This window comes from Prauserella endophytica, from assembly GCF_005146945.1.
Lineage (GTDB): Bacteria > Actinomycetota > Actinomycetes > Mycobacteriales > Pseudonocardiaceae > Prauserella_A > Prauserella_A endophytica.
Map to the genome: position 1 here is coordinate 190,290 of NZ_SWMS01000012.1, position 18,202 is coordinate 208,491.

Below are 18,202 nucleotides of genomic sequence, written 5' to 3' on the forward strand. Positions count from 1 at the left end.
AACCGGGCACAATGGGCTCATGAGCTTGTTGCTGAACGTGATCTGGCTGGTGCTCGCGGGTTTCTGGATGGCCGTCGGTTACGTCGTCGCCGGGATCATCTGCTGCATCCTGATCATCACGATCCCGTTCGGGCTCGCCTCGTTCCGCATCGCGAACTACGCGCTCTGGCCGTTCGGCCGCACGCTCACCGACCGCCGCGACGCGGGGGCGTTCTCCCTTCTCGGCAACATCATCTGGATCGTCTTCGCCGGCTGGTGGCTCGCGCTCGGCCACCTGGTCACCGGCATCCTGCTGTGCATCACGATCATCGGCATCCCGCTGGGCATCGGAAACCTCAAGATGATCCCGGTGTCACTGGTGCCGCTGGGCCGCGAGATCGTTCCCGTGCGCGACTGACGCCGGCTCCGCCCTGGCCGCGTCGTAGGCTGCCCTCGCGCCGAGCACCTCGGGCATGCTCGACTCCACGAGCATGATCAGGTCCACGAGCTTCTCGGCGGTCCGCCTGCCCAGTGGCGTGAGGCTGTACTCCACCCTCGGCGGGATGCTCGGCTGAGCGTCGCGGTGCACGAAGCCGTCGCGCTCGAGCGCCTGCAACGTCTGGGCCAGCATCTTCTCGCTCACGCCGTCGACACGGCGGCGCAGCGCGTTGAACCGGAACGACCCTTCATGCAGCGCGGCGAGCGCGAGGATTCCCCACCTGCCGGCCACGTGTTCGACGACACTGCGCGACTCGCACGCGCGCGCGAACACGTCCGGCAGCAGCCGATCCACGTCCTCCATGTCACAAAGATAGCACTAACTCCTGGGTTGCACTTTCCAGAAGTTAGTACACACTCGTAGGTGAGCATTCAACTACCCGCGAGGAGTGAACCCACGTGATCGTCGTGACCGGTGCGAACGGGCACCTTGGCCGCCTGGTGATCGAGGCACTGAAGCAGACCGTCCCCGCCGACCGGATCGTCGCCGCGGCGCGCCGTCCGGAGAAGGCGGCCGACCTCGGCGTCGAGGTGCGCGAGGCCGACTACGACCGGCCGGACACCCTCAAGACGGCGTTCGACGGCGCCGAGAAGGTGCTGCTGATCTCGGGCAGCGAGGTCGGCAAGCGCGTGCCGCAGCACACCGCCGTGGTCGAGGCCGCCGAGCAGGCGGGGGTCTCACTGCTGGCCTACACGAGCGCGCCCAAGGCCGACACGAGCCCGCTGATCCTCGCGCCGGAGCACAAGGCGACGGAGGAGGTCATCCGCGACTCGGGCCTGCCGTACGCGATCCTGCGCAACAACTGGTACATCGAGAACTACGAGCAGAGCATCCGCCAGGCCGCCGAGACCGGCGCCTACGTCGGCAGCGCCGGCGAGGGCAGGGTCGCGGGCGCGACGAGGGCCGACTACGCGGCGGGCGCCGCAGCCGTGCTCGCGGGCGAGGGCCACGAGAACAAGGTGTACGAGTTCTCCGGCGACACGGCGTTCAGCTACGCCGACATCGCGGCCGCGGTCGCCGAGGCGACCGGCAAGGACGTCACCTACCAGGACCTGAGCCCCGAGGACCACAGGGCGGCGCTGCTCGCCGCCGGCCTGCCCGAGGAGACGGCCGGGTTCCTCGTCGCGCTCGACGGCAACACCCGCGACGGCCTGCTCTCCGAGGCCACGGGCGAGCTCGCGCGCCTCATCGGCCGCCCCACCACACCCCTGCGTGACGCGGTGGCGAAGCTGCTCGCGTGACACGCCGCCGACCGCGGTGCCCAACTGCAGTGAAGGCCACCTTCACTGCGTTCAACGCAGGCATGGTGGCCTTCACTGCAGTCAGTCCTGCGGTTCCCAGGGGAGCTTCACGACCAGGCACGGCCCGCCCACGAAGAGGCCGCCGTCGATGCCGAGCGCCTTGCCGCCCGCGTAGAGGAACGGCGCCTCGATCTGGGCCGGATGGATGCCGAGCTGGTCGGCGATGACACTGTGGCCGTGCACGATCCGCTCGCCGCCGAGCTGGTCGAGCAGGGTCTCGGCCGCCTGCTGCCCGTGCGGGCCGCGGAAGGCGTACCGGGTGGTCATGCGGCGCCAGACGTCCCACCACTGCGCGAGATCGTCACCGGCGAGCACCTCGCGGACCGCGTCGTTGATCTCCTCGGTGGTGTCGCCCCACTCCAGGTACTCCAGCGTGTCGGAGTGCAGCAGCAGGTGGTCGGCCGTGTTCGCGGCGACAGGGCGCTCGCTCAGCCAGCTCACGAGCTCGGGGGTGAGGTCGTCCTGGTCGGCGAGCTGCCCGCCGTTGATCTCCCAGCTGCGGGCGAAGCTGCGCGGACCGAAGTCGGACGGCACGGCCGTGTCGCCGAAGTGGTACATGCCGAGCAGCAGGATCTCGTGGTTGCCGAGCAGCGTCTCCACGGAGCCACCCGCCTGCTCTGCCTGCTCCTGCAGCTTCTTCACCAGCTCGATCGCGGCGACCCCGTCAGGTCCCCGGTCCACGAAGTCGCCGAGGAACCACAGGTGGGCCTCACCGCCCGCCCAGTCGTCGGAGTCGTCGACCAGCTCGTGTTCCCGCAGGGCGTCCGCGAGCTCGTCGCGGTAGCCGTGGACATCGCCGACGACGAACGTGGGATGGTCCGTCACCTTTCCGACGATAAGGCCTGGCCGCCGGGCCGGAAGATCAGGCCGCCCCGAACGGGTCCTTCGTGCGTCCCACGAGGTCGGCGATCGAGTCCACCACGAGCGTCGGCCGGAACGGGTAACGCTCGGCCGTCTCCCGCGTGGAGATGCCGGACAGCACGAGAATCGTCTGCAGTCCCGCCTCGATCCCGGAGTGCACGTCGGTGTCCATGCGGTCGCCGATCATCAGGGTGTGCTCGGAATGCGCGCCGAGCGCACGCAGCGCCGAGCGCATCATGAGCGGGTTGGGCTTGCCGACGTAATAAGGAGACTTGCCGGTGGCCCGCTCGATCAGCGCCGCGATCGAGCCGGTCGCGGGCAGGATCCCCTCGCGGCTGGGTCCCGTCGGGTCCGGGTTCGTCGCGATGAACCGGGCGCCGCGCTCGATCAGGCGGATCGCCCTCGTGATCGCGGTGAAGCTGTACGTGCGCGTCTCGCCGAGCACGACGTAGTCAGGGTCGCTGTCGGTGAGCACGTAGCCCACCTCGTGCAGCGCCGTGGTGAGCCCGGCCTCGCCGATCACGTACGCCGAGCCGTTCGGGCGCTGGGCCTGCAGGAACTTCGCCGTGGCGAGCGCGGAGGTCCAGATCGCCTCCTCCGGCACGTCCAGTCCCGTGCGCAGCAGCCGCGCACGCAGGTCACGCGGCGTGTAGATGGAGTTGTTGGTCAGTACGAGAAACGCGGCGTCGCCCGCGCGCAGCTCGGCGAGGAACTCGTCGGCGCCCGGCACGAGGTGCTCCTCGTGCACCAGCACACCGTCCATGTCGGTCAGGTAGCTCCACCGCTGATCGCTCATGGCCCTAAGCCTATTTGCCGAACGCGGGATGGATCGCCACCGCGGTCGCCTTCACCGCGAGCCGGATCGGCGTGCCGGGTTCGAGCGCCAGCTCGGCGACCGCCGCCGGGGTCACGTCGGCGGACAGGCCCTCGGCCCAGCCGTCCCCGTCGACCGTGCGCAGCCGCACCACCGGACCGTGCGGCTCGAGCGTGCCCACCGCCGCGGCGACGGTGTTGCGCGGGCTGCCCGCCGGGGTGTCCTCGGCCGGGTACACCGCCACCGATCCGGGAGCGAACACGGCGACCGCGGGCTCCCCCGCCACCACGTCGGGCGAGGGGATGCCGCTGATCAGCCCGCCGTCGGCCGTGCGAACGCCCTGTCCCTCCGCCGTTCCTGCGACCAGGTTGAGCCCGGCGATCCGCGCGGTGAACGGCGTCCTCGGCGCGGACAGCACCTCCCGCGTCGCCCCGCGTTCCACGACGCGTCCACCGTCGAGCACCACGACGTGGTCGGCCAGCGCGAGCGCGTCGAGCGGATCGTGGGTCACCAGCACCGTCGACCTGCGGTTGCCCGGCGAGCGCAGCACCCTGCGCAGCAGGCCCCGGATGGCGGGCGCAGCGTCCACGTCCAGCGCGGCGAGCGGCTCGTCGAGCAGCAGCAGGTCCGGTTCCCCGGCCAGCGCGCGGGCGACGGCGACCCGCTGTGCCTGCCCACCGGACAGCTGAGCGGGCTTGCGGTCGGCCAGCTCGGCGGCATCCACTTCGGACAGCCAACGACGCGCGGCGGCCCGCGACTCCGCGCGGGAGGCGCCCCGCGAGCGGGGCGCGAAGGCCACGTTGTCCACGACGGACAGATGCGGGAACAGCAGCGCGTCCTGCGCGAGCAGGCCGACACCCCGGTCGTGCGGCTGTACCTGCAGGCGTGGGCTGCGCGTCAGCGTCCGCTCCCCCAGCGTCACCACGCCGTCGTCGGGCACGAGCAGTCCCGCGAGGCACCCGAGCAGCGTCGACTTTCCCGAACCGTTGGGCCCGAGCACCGCGAGCACCGTGCCCTCGGGGACGTCGACGGTCACGGACAGCGAGAAGGAACCCCTGCTCAGTTCGAGCTCGGCACGCAGCGTCATGGCCTGCCCTCCAGCGCACGCGGCCTCGCCACGGCGATCACCACCACCGCGACCACGACGAGCAGCAGCGCGAGCGCCACGGCACTGTCCACGTCGGCCTCGGCCTGGTTGTAGACCTCAAGCGGCAGCGTCCTGGTCACGCCCTCGAGGCTGCCCGCGAACGTGATGGTGGCCCCGAACTCGCCCAGCGCCCTCGCGAAGCTCAGCACCGCACCCGAACCGAGCGCGGGCAACAGTAACGGAACGGTCACCCTGCGAAACACCGTCCACGGCCTGGCGCCCAGGGTCGCGGCAACGCGCTCGTAGCGGTCGCCCGCACCGCGCAGCGCGCCCTCCAGGCTCACCACGAGGAACGGCATGGCCACGAACGTCTGCGCGATCACCACCGCCGTCGTCGTGAACGGGATGCGCACACCCGCCGTGACGTCGAGGAGGTAGCCCAGGAAACCGTTGCGCCCCAGCAGGAACAGCAGCGCCAGGCCGCCGACCACCGGGGGCAGCACGAGCGGCAGCAGGACCACCGCCCGCAGCACCCGCACGCCGCGGCTCCGCGAGCGCGCGAGCACCACGGCGAGCGGAACGCCGAGCAGCACACACAGCACAGTGGACAGCACGGCGGTGACCAACGAGAGCCGCAGCGCGTTCAGCGACGCGCTCGACGTCAGCAGCTCGGGCAGCCGGGCGTAGTCCGTGCGCGCGAGCAGGCCCACCACGGGCAGCACCACGAGCGCGAGCGCCAGCCCGGCCGGGATCCACAGCACCCACGGGACGGAGCGGCTACGGCGTGCCAAAGCCCACCCTGGCCAGTTCCTCCCGGCCGGCCTCGCCGAGCACGAGGTCCCGGAACTGCCTGGCCAGCTCCGGCTCCCCGGCCGCGGAGAGCGCCGCGATCGGGTAGTCGTTGACCGCCTGCTCCGATTCGGGGAACTCCACGGACTCCACCTTGTCTCCCGCCGACGTCACGTCGGTGACGTAGACCAGGCCGGCGTCGGCCTCGCCGAGCCGCACCTTGTTGAGCACTGCCTTGACGTCCTGTTCCTCGCTGGCCGGCGCGAGCGTCACGCCGGTGGCCTGCTCGACCTCCTCGGTCGCCGACCCGCACGGCACCTGCGCCGCGCACACCACCACGGTCAGGTCCTCGCGCGCGAGGTCGGCGAAACCCTCGATGCCCTTGGGGTTGCCCGGTGCGACGGCGATCGTCAGCTCGTTGGTCGCGAACGTCTCAGGCCGCCCGTCGACACCACCGGCGTCCACCACCTTGTCCATGTTCTTCTCGTTGGCCGAGGCGAACACGTCTGCCGGGGCGCCCTCGTTGATCTGGCTGGCGAGCTGCGACGAACCGGCGAGGTTCAGCCGCACGTCGACCCCTTCGTGCTGAGCCTCGAACCGCTTCTCCAGCGCGCCGAACGCCTCGGAGAGCGAGGCGGCGGCGAAGACGTTCAGCGTCCGGTTGCCGTCCCCCTCGCCGGAGGACGTGCCGCACGCGGAGGCGAGGAGCAGGCAGGCGAGTGCCGAGGGCAGGAGCTTCCTCACTGTTTGCCTCCGGGCGTCTCGACGATGACCTGAGTGGCCTTGACGACGGCGACCGCGAGCACGCCGGGCCGCAGCCCCAGTTCCTCCACGGCCTCCGAGCTCATGAGGGACACCACGCGGTGCGTCCCGCACTGGAGCTCCACCTGCGCCATCACCTTGTCCGTCACGACCTCGGTGACGAGTCCCACGAAGTGATTGCGGGCGGAGCGGCCCACCTCGGTGGGGTCCGGTGACTCGGCGGCCTGCGCCCTGGCGAACCCGGCCAGCTCGGAACCTTCGACGACCTTGCGGCCCGAGGAGTCCTCCCCGGCACGCAGCTGCCCGGCCTTGACCCAGCGGCGGACTGTGTCGTCGCTGACACCCAGCAGCCGGGCGGCTTCTGAGAACCGAAAATGCGGCATGAAGTAGAGATTATCTCCGCAGGTGCGCATTCGGCCATGCCGCTGCCGATTCGGTATGCAAGCAAGCTCACAACCGCCGCGCATCCCGCATTAGGCTGGGACCGATGACAGCGGTAGATCTCGGCACCCCCAGGGTGCCCGGCGCACGCACGACGTCCGGTGCACCGCGCCCGGACGATCCCGCCCTGATCGACACCTTCGGCCGGGTGGCGACCGACCTGCGGGTCTCGCTGACCGACAAGTGCAACCTCCGTTGCACCTACTGCATGCCGGCGGAGGGCCTCGACTGGATGCCCGGCGAGCAGCTGCTCACCGACGACGAGCTGGTGCGACTCATGCGCATCGCGGTGTCGCTGCTTGGCGTCACCGACATCCGGCTCACCGGCGGCGAACCGCTGTTGCGGCCCCGGCTGGAGCAACTGGTCGCGCGGATCAAGGCCCTCGACCCGGCTCCCCGGCTTTCCATGACCACCAACGGTATCGGCCTCGCCAAGCGCGCACAGGCGTTCGCCGACGCGGGCCTCGACCGGATCAACGTCTCGCTCGACTCGGTCGACCGCGCGACGTTCGAGCGGATCACCCGGCGCGACCGGTTGCGCCACGTGCTCGACGCGCTGGCGGCCGCGAGGGATGCCGGGCTGAACCCCGTGAAGATCAACGCGGTGCTGATGCGGGGCATCAACGAGCACGAGGCGACGGCACTGCTGCGCTTCGCGCTCGACAACGGCTACCACCTGCGGTTCATCGAGCAGATGCCGCTCGACGCCCAGCACGGCTGGAACCGCAAGGAGATGATCACGGCCGACGAGATCCTGGAGTTGCTCGGCGCCGAGTTCACGCTCACGCCGAGCCCGGCCGAACGTGGCGGCGCCCCCGCCGAACGCTGGTTGGTCGACGGAGGACCCGCCGAGGTGGGCGTGATCCCCTCGGTCAGCAGGCCGTTCTGCGCCGCGTGCGAGCGCACCAGGCTCACAGCCGACGGGGCGATCCGCTCGTGCCTGTTCAGCACCGAAGAGACCGACCTGCGGGCCCTGCTGCGCGGCGGGGCCGGTGACGACGACATCGCCGACACCTGGCGCGCCACCATGTGGGGCAAGCTCGCGGGCCACGAGATCAACGAGGCCGGCTTCGCCCAGCCGATCCGGCCGATGAGCGCCATCGGAGGCTGAGCAGTGGGATCGCCGTCGTCCGGGCAGGTCGCGGACACGCAGGGGGAACAGCACGCCACGACAGTGCTGGTGCGGTACTTCGCATCGGCCCGCGCGGCGAGCGGGGTCGAGGAGGAGGTGCTGCGGCTGCCCGCGGGCGCGTCGGTGAGCGAGGCCATCGACGAGCTCCGGAAGCTGCACCCGGCCGAGCTGCCGCGCATCCTGGACGCGGCGAGCTTCCTGCTCGATGGGATCGCCGTGCGCGACATCAGCAGGCAGCTGCCGGACGGCGCCGAACTGGATGTCCTGCCGCCGTTCGCGGGCGGCTGAGACCGGACTTCGCCTGCTCTTGACCGGCTGGTGCCGGTCCGTTCACCCGGTGGTCGGCCGGGCGGCAGAGGCTGGCCTCCATGCCGCTGTCGCGCCGCTCGTTCACGATCCTCACGGCTTCGACCGTCACCGCCGGCCTGCTCGGCGCCCCTTCGGTCGCACAGGCACGCCTTCAGGCGCCGGTGCGCCCGCTTGCCAGGGCGCACGCGCACAACGACTACGAGCACGAGCGCCCGCTGTTCGACGCACTCGCCGAGGGCTTCACGAGCGTCGAGGCCGACATCCACCTGGTGGAAGGCGAGTTGCTCGTCGGGCACGACCCAGAGGACCTCACCCCGTCTCGCACGCTGGAATCGCTGTACCTGGAGCCCCTGCGCGATCGCGTCCTCGCCAACCACGGGGGCGTCTACCGGCGCCGGGCGGACTTCCAGCTGCTGGTGGACATCAAGACCGACGCGGAGAGCACGTACGCGGCGCTGGAGCGGCGGCTGCGGCACCCTCGTTACGAGTTCCTCTTCTCCGCGTACGCGCGCGGGCGCGTACGCGGAGGCGCCGTGACGGTCGTGCTGTCCGGCAACCGCCCGAGAGCCGTGCTGAGCGCCCAGAGCCACCGGCTCGCGTTCTACGACGGCCGGATCGCCGATGCCACCGACCTCGGGCCGGGCTCCGACGCACGGCTGACGCCACTGGTGTCGGACAACTGGACGAAATTGTTCACCTGGGCCGGTGAAGGTCCCTTCCCGGCCGCCGAGCGAGCGCTGCTCGAGGAGGTCGTGAACAAGGCGCACGCAGCGGGCCAGCGCGTGCGGTTCTGGGCGACACCCGACACCCCCGGCAACGCCCGAACGGCGCTCTGGAAGGCTCTCGTGGAGGCCGGAGTGGACCACATCAACACGGATGATTTGCCCGGTTTGGCCGCCTTCCTCCGCTCCAAGTGGTAGTCACAAACGGAGCATTCGCGCCGAATCCACGTGACACAGACCTCACTTACCGTGAAATATCTCGAGAAGGAAACGGCTGGATAACGGCCTTCTGACCAGTGCAAACACCGGAATCGCTCGAGGTTGCGTGGTGTTACTGTGACCTAGGTCACAGGCTTGATAATTTCCGATCACGGGTGTCGTTACGTACCGTCGCTTCTCGGTTGGCCCCGACCGACCAGAGCAAGACCGGGACTCCCGTAGCGCCGAACCCAGTCCGGCGGGAGACCCGGACCAAACCCCGAGCGAGAGAGACTTCCGGACTGGGACGAGAGGAAACGGAGCCTGACGGCGATGTGAGCCGGCTTGGAGAGCCGGCCAGGTCCATGCGGCCTGCCTCGCTGCACGGAGGCGCGGAAGACGAGACCGAGTCAAAAATGGCTTATCGAGGCAAGCACCGTAAGACCTCCGCCGCTTCCCGCACCTTCGCCCGCGTCGCTGTCGCGGGTCTTGCTGTGGGTGCCCCGCTGGCGATCGCTGCGACCCCCGCGCAGGCCGACAGCGTCAACTGGGACGCCATCGCGCAGTGCGAGAGCGGCGGCAACTGGAGCATCAACACCGGCAACGGCTACTACGGCGGTCTGCAGTTCTCCCCGAGCACGTGGCAGGCGTACGGCGGCACGGGCTCGGCCCACGAGGCTTCCCGCGAGGAGCAGATCGCGGTCGCCGAGCGCGTTCTCCAGGGCCAGGGCATCGGCGCGTGGCCGGTGTGCGGCGCTCAGGCCGGCTCGAGCGCGAGCTACTCGGGCAGCAACACCGCGGGCGCCGCGGACACGAGCACCTCGTACGAGAGCGCCCCTGTCGAGCAGTCGGCTCCGGCCCCGCAGGCCCCGCCGCTCACCGGTGTCGCGAAGTCCAACCCGAAGGGCGACTACACGGTCGTCGAGGGTGACACCCTCACCAAGATCGCCGAGAAGAAGAACGTTCAGGGCGGCTACACCAAGCTGGCCGAGCTGAACAAGGACTTCATCTCGAACCCCGACTACATCGTGGTCGGCCAGAAGATCGCCACCAAGTGACCCGCTGACGCGGACTCACTCGCCCCTGACGGCGCGGATGCTGGGTCCGCGGGCCATCCCGAAGGCTTGCGGACCCAGCACACAGGGCCCCACCGTGTCCCCCGGACGGTGGGGCCCTTGTGCCGTTCGCGAGTCGCGCACTCAGGACCGCGAGTTCCGCGTTCCCGTTCGCGAGTCGCGCACCCAGAACCGCGAGTTGCCCGTTCCCGTTCGCGAGTCGCGCACCCAGAACCGCGAGTTGCCCATTCCCGTTCGCGAGTCGCGCACCCAGAACCGCGAGTTCCGCGTTCCCGTTCGCGAGTCGCGCACTACGGCGAGTTGACCCACTCGTCGGTGCCGTCCGTGAACTTCTGGTACTTCCACACCGGCAGGCGGGCCTTGACCTCATCCACCAGCTCCGCGCAGGCGGCGAACGCCTCGGCCCGGTGGTCGGCCGCGACCGCGCACGCGAGTGCCACGTCGCCGATCTCCAGCGCACCCAGCCGGTGGCTCACCGCGACGGCACGCAGCCCGGACCGGTGGGTCGCCACCTCGGAGACCACGCGCGCGAGCACGTCGCCCGCGCTCGGGTGGCCCTCGTAGTACAGAGAGGTCACCGACCGGCCGTCGTCGTGGTCGCGCACCACCCCGCCGAAGGTCACCACGGCGCCCGCGCCCGCGTCGCGCACCAGCTGGGCGTGCTCCTCGACGGACAGCTCGGTCTCGGTCACCTGCGCCAGTGCCACACGCGCGGGAGCACCGCCGTCGGCATCCTGGGCCGGCTTGGCGTGACCGGAGCCGTGCCGCGGATGGTCGCCGCCCGCGATCTGGTCCACGGCATGGTCGAGCACCGTGTCGAGCACGTCCAGGCCGTCGTTCACGCCGCCCCGCGAGCCGGGCAGGTTCACCACGAGCGTGCGGCCCGCGATCCCGGCGAGCCCGCGCGACAGGATCGCGGTGGGCACCTTGTCCTGCCCCGCTGCCCTGACGGCGTCCGCGAGGCCGGGCAGCTCGAAGTCCAGCAGCGGTGCCGTCGCCTCCGGCGTGCGGTCCGTCGGCGAGATGCCGGTGCCGCCGGTGGTGATCACCACGTCCACGCCGTCAGAGAGACAGCCGCGCAGCGCCTGCGCCACCGGCTCGCCGTCCTCGACGACGATCGGCTCGGGCACGTCGTAGGAACGCTCGGTCAGCCACTTGGCGATGATCGGACCGGTCTGGTCGGCGTAGACGCCGGTGGCGGCCCGGTTCGACGCCACAATCACCCTCGCCGTGCGTGTCATCGGTTCTCCTCCCGGCGCCAACTTCCCGTCTTGCCGCCGTCCTTGGTCTCGAGCCGGACGCCGTCGAGTGTGGCGGCCGGGTCGACCGCCTTGATCATGTCGTGCAGCGTCAGTCCGGCGACGGCGACCGCGGTGAGCGCCTCCATCTCGACGCCCGTGCGGTCGCTCGTGCGCGCCATCGCCTCGATGCGCACGCTGTCGGTGCCGAGCTCGAAGCTCACGTCCACCTTGGTCAGCGCGATCTGGTGGCACAGCGGGATCAGCTCGGAGGTGCGCTTGGCACCCATCACGCCCGCGATGCGCGCCGTGGCCAGCGCGTCGCCCTTGGGCAGGCCGCCCTCGGACAGCAGCCCGATCACCTCGGCCGTGGTGCGGACGTGGCCACTGGCGACCGCCGTGCGCGCGGAGACGGCCTTGCCGGAGACGTCGACCATGCGGGCCGCGCCCGCCTCGTCGACGTGGCTCAGTTCACTCACGACGTCGAGGCTACTTCTTCCTTCCTTGCGGCCGTCTTCACGGCCTCCGCAACGGCGGGCGCGACGGCCGCGTCGAACACGCTCGGCACGATGAACGAGGCGTTGAGCCGGTCGTCCACCACGTCGGCGATCGCGTTGGCCGCGGCCAGGAGCATCTCGTCGTCGATGTGGTGTGCCTGCGCGTCCAGCAGCCCGCGGAACACACCGGGGAAAGCGAGCACGTTGTTGATCTGGTTCGGGTAGTCGCTGCGGCCCGTGGCGACCACGGCGGCGTGCTTCTGCGCCTCCAGCGGGTCGATCTCCGGGTCCGGGTTGGCGAGCGCGAACACCACGGCGTCGTCGGCCATCGTGGCGACCTGCTCGGCGCCGAACAGATTGGGCGCGGACACGCCGATGAACACGTCGGCGCCGACGAGGGCGTCGTGCAGGGTGCCCGACACGCCGTCCTTGTTGGTGTGCTCGGCGACCCAGCGCAGGTTGTCGTCGAGATTGTCCCGGCCGCTGTGCACGATCCCGTCGATGTCGGCGGCGACGATGTCGGCGGGGCCCTTGCGCTGCAGCAGGCGGATGATCGCCGAGCCGGCCGCGCCGACCCCACTCACGACGATCTTGCACTTCTCGATGGGCTTGCCGACCACTCGCAGCGCGTTGCGCAGCGCGGCGACCACCACGATCGCGGTGCCGTGCTGGTCGTCGTGGAAGACGGGGATGTCGAGCTGCTCGCGCAGGCGCCGCTCGATCTCGAAGCAGCGCGGCGCGGCGATGTCCTCGAGGTTGATCCCGGCGTAGACGGGGGCGAGCGCGCGCACGATCCGGATGATCTCCTCGGTGTCCTGGGTGTCCAGGCACACCGGCCAGGCGTCGACGCCCGCGAACTTCTTGAACAGCGCCGCCTTGCCCTCCATCACCGGTAGCGCCGCCGACGGGCCGATGTTGCCAAGACCCAGCACGGCCGAACCGTCGGTGACCACGGCGACCGTGTTGCGCTTGATGGTCAGCCTGCGCGCGTCCTCCGGGTTGGCCGCGATCGCCTGGCAGACCCTGGCCACGCCGGGGGTGTAGGCGCGGGAGAGGTCGTCGCGATTGCGGAGCGCGACCTTGGGGCTGACCTCCAGCTTGCCGCCGAGGTGCATGAGGAACGTGCGGTCGGAAATCTTCCGCACGTGCACGCCGGGCAGCGTGTTGAGGGCCTTGGTGAGGTCCTCGGCGTGATCGGCCGAGGAGACGTTCGCCGTGATGTCGACGACGATGGCGTCGCTGTGCGATTCCACGACGTCGAACGCGGTGAGCACGCCCCCCACCTGCCCGACCGCGGTGGTCAGGTCACCGGCGGCGCTGGCCGAGGGCGGTGCCTCCAACCGCACGGTGATCGAGTACCCAGGACCGGGAACGGGCATCGGACTACCCCCGTATCGAAATTCGACCTATACGGGTGAGAACACTAGCCCCGTGACCGCCGCCACCAACGGTCAGGATCGGTGACCGGCGAGTAACAAATCCCGAGGTCCAGCGCCTCGTCAGCCGCGCTTGTTGATCTCGGTCTCGGGGTGCTCGTAGGGCACGGTCTCGAGTGGGAACGTCATTTCGCCGAACGGGGAGAGGGCACCCTGCCGGTCCGCTGCGAGCTCCGAGACGGGGTGCTCGCCCGCGGGCACCTCGGGCCACGTCGGATCGATCCGCTTGCTCTTCCGGCTGTCGGCCTTCGCCACGTCGTCCTCCACAACTCGACCAACGGTGCCCTCAGTGTGCCCGATGGCGAAAAGCACGGGATATCGTGGTCAGCGATGGCCGCCCTTTCACTCGCGGACTGGCTGCGCTCGCTGCCCGACGACGCTTTGAGCGGTCTGCTGCGCGCCCGGCGCGATCTCGCGACGCCCCCTCCGGCCGACTCCTCGGTGCTCGCCACTCGTGCCGGCACGGCGGGTTCGATCGCGCGTGCCTGCGAGAACCTCGACACCGCCACGCTCGCCGTGCTGGAGACGCTGGTGGTGGCCGGGGCCGACTCCGGGCCGGTGAGCCGCGAGGAGGTGACCGAGCTTCTCGGCACCGACGTGGGGACGGCGCTGGACCGGCTCCGCGGCCTGGCCTTGGTGTGGGGCGACGACGACGCGCTCGCCATCGCACCGGCCGCCCGGGAGGTGTTCGGCCCGTTCCCGGCCGGCCTGGGCGCGCCCGCGGGCTCGGTGCCCGACCTCGCGGCCGTACTCGCCGAGGTGGGCGAGGACGAACGCGCGCTGCTCACCAAGCTCTCGGCGGGCCCGCCGATCGGCCGGACCCGCGATGCCGCCGCGGACGTGGCCCTGGAGGAGGCGCAGACGCCGGTGCAGCGGCTGCTCGCCCGGGGGCTGCTGATCCGGCGTGACGACCAGACCGTGGAACTGCCACGCGAGGTCGGGCTGGCGCTGCGCGGCGGCGCGGTCTACCCGAAGGAGTCGTTGAGCGAGCCGGAGCTGCCCACCAACCCGCACCAGCCGTCCACTGTGGATCAGGTGGCGGCCGGCGAGGCGATGGAGCTCCTGCGGCACCTGGAATCCCTGCTGCACCTGTGGTCGGCGCAGCCGTCCCCGGTGCTCAAGTCGGGTGGACTCGGCGTCCGCGAGCTGCGCCGCATCGCCAAGGAGCTCGACGTCGACGACACCAGGGCCACGCTGCTCGCCGAGCTGGCGCTCGGCGCGGGTCTGGTGGCGGCGAGCGACGACACCGCGCCCGAATGGGTGCCGACCACGCTCACCGACTCGTGGCTGTCGTCGCCGCCCGCGCTGCGCTGGCTGGGAGTCGCGCAGGCATGGCTGGACCTGCCCCGGCTACCCGGCCTTGCCGGCCAGCGGGACGCGCGGGACAAGGCACTCGCCCCGCTGTCGGAGGACCTGCGCCGCCCGCTGGCGCCGAGTGCGCGGCGCCGAGTGCTGGGTGTGCTCGCCGAGCTGCCGGGTGGCACGGGTGTGAAGGGTGTCGACGAGCTAGTGGCGCTACTGGCCTGGCGGGCGCCCCGGCGCGGTGGGCGGCTGCGCGACGAGCTCGTCCGCTGGACGATGGCCGAGGCGTCGGCGATCGGCATGGTGGCACTCGGAGCGCTGACGTCGGCGGCGGGCGCGCTGCTCGAGGATGATCCGCACGGCGCCGCGAGCGCGATGGCCGACGCGCTGCCGCGGCCCGTCGACCACGTGCTCGTGCAGGCCGATCTGACGGTGGTCGCGCCGGGCCCGCTGGAGGCAGATCTCGCGGCCGCGATCACGGCGGTGGCCGACGTGGAGTCGGCGGGCCACGCGACGGTGTACCGGGTGACCGAGGCGTCGGTGCGGAGGGCGCTGGACAGCGGGCGCACCGCCGACGAGCTGCACGAGCTGTTCCGCACCCGCTCGGCGACGCCGGTGCCCCAGTCGCTGACGTACCTGATCGACGACGTCGCCCGCAGGCACGGGCGGCTGCGTGGCGGGGCGGCCTCGTCGTTCCTGCGCTGCGACGACGAGGTGCTGCTGGCGGAGGTGCTCGGCACCCCGGCGGCGCAGGAGTTCGAGCTGCGCAAGATCGCGCCGACCGTGTTGGTGAGCCCCTATCCGCTCGCGGACATGCTCGACGGGCTGCGCGCGGCGGGCTTCGCCCCGGCGGCGGAGGACGCGGCGGGCCGGATACTCGACCTGCGCCCGAGCGGACGCCGGATCGCCGCGCGGGGCCGCCCGGTGCGCAGGACGGCGCCCCAGCAGAGCCCGATCAGCCCCGAGCAGCTCAAGGCCGTGCTGGCGCACATCCGGGCGGGGGACCGCGCCGCGGCGACGAGGCGCGGCAAAACCGTGCGCCTGCCGGCGGGCGGTGGCTCGGACACGTCGGCCACGCTGGCACTGCTCGCCCAGGCGACCCGCGAGCAACGGGAGGTGTGGATCGGCTTCGTCGACTCCCACGGCACGGCGAGCCAGCGCGTGGTGACGCCGGTCCGGGTCGGCGGCGGCATCCTGGAAAGCTCGGACAACGAGCGCTACCCGCTGCACCGCATCACCTCGGCGGCCCTCGTCGAAGACTGACCTCCCGCCCGGCCCAGAAGGGAGCAAGGGAGCTTTACTCCCGTTTTCCGGGAGCAAAGGTCCCCTGCTCCCACTCAGAACCGCACGTGTGGGTGACGGGTCAGAGTGCACGGAGCCCGTCGAGGATGCGGGTCATGAAATCGCGCGACGAGCGGTCCGTCAGCAACATGCCCGGCTGCTGGATCTCCACCGCACCGGCCGCGGCGAGGTCGTCGACGATCACCTTCGCCACGTTCAACGGCAGGCGCGAGTACGCGGCGACCTCCGCCACCGAGCGGACCTCGACACACAGGTCGCAGATGAACCGCTGCACGGTGGTCGCGGCCCCCAGGTAGCGGCGGCCCCGTTCGCTCGTCGTCACAAGCGACTCCAGCTGGAGGTCCTGTCCCGGCCTGGTCCGGCCCCCGGTCCGCGCGTACGGCCGCACCAGCGAACGGTGTTCGAACCGGGCCGGTCCGCGCGCGGGCTCCCGGCGAGTGAGCTTCGGCAGGCTCGTCAGATCGAACCGCTCGGGCGAGTCGAAGCCCTCACGGCCGGTCCCCTGGTGCAAGGCGTCCCATGCGTCCACGCGTTATCCACGCACCCCGCCCTGCAGCTGCGCCCGCAGTTCGGGCGTGAGCTGCTGGCCGACCCGATCCACGAGCAGCGTCATCTCGTAGGCGACCGTGCCGATGTCGGACGTGGGCGCGGCGAGCACCGCGAGGCAGGAGCCGTCACTGATCGACATGAGGAACAGGTACCCGCGTTCCATCTCGACAACCGTCTGATTCACGTTGCCTGCCTCGAAGCATCGCGCGGCACCCAGCGTCAACGAGATCAGGCCGGAGGCGACGGCGGAGAGCTGGTCGGCCCGGTCCCTCGGCAGGCCGTCCGACGCGGCCAGCAGCAACCCGTCCGCGGAGACGACAACGGCGTGCGCGGCGCCCGGCACCCTGCGCACGAAGTCGGTGATGAGCCAGCCGAAGCTGCCCTGCTGGGCCGAAGCCGTCACTGTCCCCTCCTCGCCTGCGCACACTGTTCCAGCGGCCAGACTATTAGCCAGGTCAAACCGGTCGCGGACAAGTCCCCCGTACGCGCGTGCGGTTCACGCGGGCGGCGGCACGACCCTGTGACCTGGCCCGGGGACTAACCGGCTTGCAGCGCGCTGTCGTGCGCGATGGCGTGCTGGACGACCGAGATCAGCACCTGCTTCGCCGACTCCCTGTCCCTGGCGTCGCACGCCATGATCGGCACCGACGGCGAGATCGTGAGCGCGTGGCGCACGTCCTCGATCTGGTGGTGGAGCAATCGGTCGAAGCAGTTGATCGCCACGATGTACGGCAGCTTCCGGTTCTCGAAGAAATCGATGGACGGGAACGCGTCGGCCAGCCGCCGCGTGTCCACGAGCACCACCGCGCCGATCGCGCCGAGCGCGAGGTCGTCCCACATGAACCAGAACCGGTGCTGACCCGGCGTGCCGAAGACGTAGAGGACCAGGTCGGAGTCGAGCGAGATTCGCCCGAAGTCCATCGCGACCGTGGTGGTCATCTTGTGCGGCGTGGCGGAGAGGTCGTCGACCGACAGACTCGCCTCGGTCATCGACGCCTCCGTAGTCAGCGGGGCGATCTCCGAGACCGCGCCGACCAGCGTGGTCTTGCCGACGCCGAACCCACCGGCCACCACGATCTTGGCCGACGAGGTCGGGCCGCTAGCCGCAGACGTAGTCGCGTCGGAGTCAAATTCTCCGAAGGCCACTGAGCACCCTTTCCATGAACTCGATACTGGGCCGGTCCCCCACCATGGAGGTCGCGGAGTGCACGAGCACCAGCCCGAGACCGGCAACGTCACCAACCAGAACACGCACCACGCCCAGTGGAAGCTTCAGGTGCGCGGCCACCTCCGCGACCGACCGGGTGTCCAGGCACAGCCCGCAAATCGAACGGTGCTCCGGCACGCGGACCCGCTCGAGCCTGCGACCCTGGTCGCTGGTCGAAACCAGTGCCTCAAGCGCGAGGTCGTAGGCGGGCTTGGTCCTGCCCTTGGTGCGGAAGTACGGCCGGACCAGGCCGGACGTGGTCTCGACAGGCCGTTCCGGCTCCACACTCGCCTGCCTCGGCACCGGGGACGGCACGAGGTCCTGCGAAGGCGGGCCGCCGTCGAGCGAACGCTCGGCGAACGCCGAGAAGGCCGCTGACTCGTCCGGCTCGACGAGCCCGCCGCCGCCCATGCCGTAGAGCTCGGAGCCGGGACCGCTCATCAGCCGCTCCCGGTACTCGCTCACGTCGAAATCGGCAGGGCCCTGCGTGCCCGTGTCCAGTGGGCTGAGCCATTCCCCCGAATCCGTCGGCCGCCCGCTCGCCGGACCGTCGAACCGTGCGGGGCGCCAATCACGCTCACCCCGGTCGTCCCAATCGCGGTAGGCCACGTCGTTGTCCGACTCGTCCGGCCAGCGTCCGGCCGGTCGGCCTCTGTCTAGTCGGCGGTCACCCCGCGAGTGCCCGGAATCCACGGCGGTCT

22 protein-coding genes are annotated in these 18,202 nt (G+C 70.9%); 7 read left to right on the forward strand and 15 right to left on the reverse strand.

Features of this window, described 5'->3' with window-relative positions; genetic code table 11:
- The first annotated feature begins 19 nt into the window (after positions 1-19).
- The gene (locus FCN18_RS22090) at positions 20-397 is read left to right on the forward strand and encodes a YccF domain-containing protein (protein ID WP_112264495.1); all 378 of its coding nucleotides are present in this window, start codon (positions 20-22) and stop codon (positions 395-397) included.
- Here FCN18_RS22090 and FCN18_RS22095 read toward each other — a convergent pair.
- Entirely contained in the window at positions 353-781 is a 429-nt protein-coding gene (locus FCN18_RS22095) for a winged helix-turn-helix transcriptional regulator (RefSeq protein ID WP_137096003.1), read from the reverse strand. The genes FCN18_RS22090 and FCN18_RS22095 overlap by 45 nt on opposite strands.
- A 95-nt stretch (positions 782-876) precedes the next feature.
- Here FCN18_RS22095 and FCN18_RS22100 point away from each other — a divergent pair, with 95 nt between their 5' ends.
- Entirely contained in the window at positions 877-1,719 is an 843-nt protein-coding gene (locus FCN18_RS22100) for an SDR family oxidoreductase (protein ID WP_137096004.1), read from the forward strand.
- A gap of 81 nt (positions 1,720-1,800) precedes the next feature.
- Here FCN18_RS22100 and FCN18_RS22105 read toward each other — a convergent pair whose 3' ends face one another.
- Genes FCN18_RS22105 through FCN18_RS22130 form a run of 6 tightly spaced genes read right to left on the reverse strand, consistent with a single transcriptional unit; the run spans position 1,801 to position 6,475 of the window.
- On the reverse strand, positions 1,801-2,604 hold the full coding sequence (locus FCN18_RS22105) for a metallophosphoesterase (protein ID WP_137096005.1): 804 nt from the start codon (positions 2,602-2,604) through the stop codon (positions 1,801-1,803).
- Between the two features lie 37 nt (positions 2,605-2,641).
- Positions 2,642-3,436, reverse strand: coding sequence for an HAD-IIA family hydrolase (locus FCN18_RS22110; protein WP_112264503.1), 795 nt, complete (start codon positions 3,434-3,436; stop codon positions 2,642-2,644).
- A gap of 10 nt (positions 3,437-3,446) precedes the next feature.
- Positions 3,447-4,541: a sulfate/molybdate ABC transporter ATP-binding protein gene (locus FCN18_RS22115; RefSeq protein ID WP_113645131.1), complete on the reverse strand. Its 1,095-nt coding sequence runs from the start codon at positions 4,539-4,541 to the stop codon at positions 3,447-3,449.
- Entirely contained in the window at positions 4,538-5,332 is a 795-nt protein-coding gene (locus FCN18_RS22120; protein ID WP_113645130.1) for an ABC transporter permease, read from the reverse strand. Before FCN18_RS22120 ends, FCN18_RS22115 begins: the two co-directional genes overlap by 4 nt.
- Positions 5,319-6,074: a molybdate ABC transporter substrate-binding protein gene (gene modA, locus FCN18_RS22125; protein WP_137096006.1), complete on the reverse strand. Its 756-nt coding sequence runs from the start codon at positions 6,072-6,074 to the stop codon at positions 5,319-5,321. Before modA ends, FCN18_RS22120 begins: the two co-directional genes overlap by 14 nt.
- Positions 6,071-6,475, reverse strand: a complete 405-nt coding sequence (locus tag FCN18_RS22130; protein ID WP_112264512.1) for a TOBE domain-containing protein — start codon at positions 6,473-6,475, stop codon at positions 6,071-6,073. The genes modA and FCN18_RS22130 overlap by 4 nt, the downstream gene beginning before the upstream one ends.
- 104 nt (positions 6,476-6,579) lie before the next feature.
- Here FCN18_RS22130 and moaA point away from each other — a divergent pair, with 104 nt between their 5' ends.
- The 4 genes from moaA (at position 6,580) to FCN18_RS22150 (ending at position 9,952) form a co-directional block, all read left to right on the forward strand.
- A complete protein-coding gene (moaA, locus tag FCN18_RS22135; RefSeq protein WP_113645128.1) occupies positions 6,580-7,644 on the forward strand; it encodes a GTP 3',8-cyclase MoaA in 1,065 nt (354 codons plus the stop codon).
- A gap of 3 nt (positions 7,645-7,647) precedes the next feature.
- Complete coding sequence (locus FCN18_RS22140; protein ID WP_112264515.1) at positions 7,648-7,953, forward strand: MoaD/ThiS family protein; 306 nt, start codon at positions 7,648-7,650, stop codon at positions 7,951-7,953.
- A gap of 80 nt (positions 7,954-8,033) precedes the next feature.
- Positions 8,034-8,894, forward strand: a complete 861-nt coding sequence (locus tag FCN18_RS22145; RefSeq protein WP_137096007.1) for a phosphatidylinositol-specific phospholipase C/glycerophosphodiester phosphodiesterase family protein — start codon at positions 8,034-8,036, stop codon at positions 8,892-8,894.
- Positions 8,895-9,310: 416 nt separating this feature from the next.
- Complete coding sequence (locus FCN18_RS22150) at positions 9,311-9,952, forward strand: LysM peptidoglycan-binding domain-containing protein (RefSeq protein WP_112264517.1); 642 nt, start codon at positions 9,311-9,313, stop codon at positions 9,950-9,952.
- 308 nt (positions 9,953-10,260) lie between these two features.
- On the opposite strand, the gene FCN18_RS22155 is transcribed toward FCN18_RS22150, so the two are convergent.
- The 4 genes from FCN18_RS22155 to FCN18_RS22170 form a co-directional block, all read right to left on the reverse strand.
- Positions 10,261-11,211: a molybdenum cofactor biosynthesis protein MoaE gene (locus tag FCN18_RS22155; RefSeq protein WP_112264519.1), complete on the reverse strand. Its 951-nt coding sequence runs from the start codon at positions 11,209-11,211 to the stop codon at positions 10,261-10,263.
- Complete coding sequence (gene moaC, locus FCN18_RS22160; RefSeq protein WP_112264521.1) at positions 11,208-11,687, reverse strand: cyclic pyranopterin monophosphate synthase MoaC; 480 nt, start codon at positions 11,685-11,687, stop codon at positions 11,208-11,210. Before moaC ends, FCN18_RS22155 begins: the two co-directional genes overlap by 4 nt.
- A complete protein-coding gene (locus FCN18_RS22165; protein WP_112264523.1) occupies positions 11,684-13,084 on the reverse strand; it encodes an NAD-dependent malic enzyme in 1,401 nt (466 codons plus the stop codon). The genes moaC and FCN18_RS22165 overlap by 4 nt, the downstream gene beginning before the upstream one ends.
- 120 nt (positions 13,085-13,204) lie before the next feature.
- Entirely contained in the window at positions 13,205-13,396 is a 192-nt protein-coding gene (locus FCN18_RS22170; RefSeq protein ID WP_112264715.1) for a hypothetical protein, read from the reverse strand.
- A 75-nt stretch (positions 13,397-13,471) separates the two neighbouring features.
- On the opposite strand from FCN18_RS22170, the gene FCN18_RS22175 reads away from it, so the two are divergent.
- On the forward strand, positions 13,472-15,706 hold the full coding sequence (locus FCN18_RS22175; protein WP_137096008.1) for a helicase-associated domain-containing protein: 2,235 nt from the start codon (positions 13,472-13,474) through the stop codon (positions 15,704-15,706).
- A 100-nt stretch (positions 15,707-15,806) separates the two neighbouring features.
- Here the strand turns inward: FCN18_RS22175 and FCN18_RS22180 are convergent, their stop codons facing one another.
- From FCN18_RS22180 to FCN18_RS22195, 4 genes are all read right to left on the reverse strand, one after another.
- Positions 15,807-16,274, reverse strand: a complete 468-nt coding sequence (locus FCN18_RS22180) for a DUF742 domain-containing protein (protein WP_112264527.1) — start codon at positions 16,272-16,274, stop codon at positions 15,807-15,809.
- A gap of 3 nt (positions 16,275-16,277) precedes the next feature.
- Positions 16,278-16,697 carry a roadblock/LC7 domain-containing protein gene (locus FCN18_RS22185; protein ID WP_110343253.1) on the reverse strand — a complete coding sequence of 140 codons (420 nt, stop codon included), beginning with the start codon at positions 16,695-16,697 and terminating at the stop codon, positions 16,278-16,280.
- 134 nt (positions 16,698-16,831) lie between these two features.
- Positions 16,832-17,440: a GTP-binding protein gene (locus FCN18_RS22190; protein ID WP_110343252.1), complete on the reverse strand. Its 609-nt coding sequence runs from the start codon at positions 17,438-17,440 to the stop codon at positions 16,832-16,834.
- Positions 17,421-18,194 carry a DUF742 domain-containing protein gene (locus FCN18_RS22195; RefSeq protein ID WP_206077963.1) on the reverse strand — a complete coding sequence of 258 codons (774 nt, stop codon included), beginning with the start codon at positions 18,192-18,194 and terminating at the stop codon, positions 17,421-17,423. Before FCN18_RS22195 ends, FCN18_RS22190 begins: the two co-directional genes overlap by 20 nt.
- Positions 18,195-18,202: the final 8 nt, after the last annotated feature.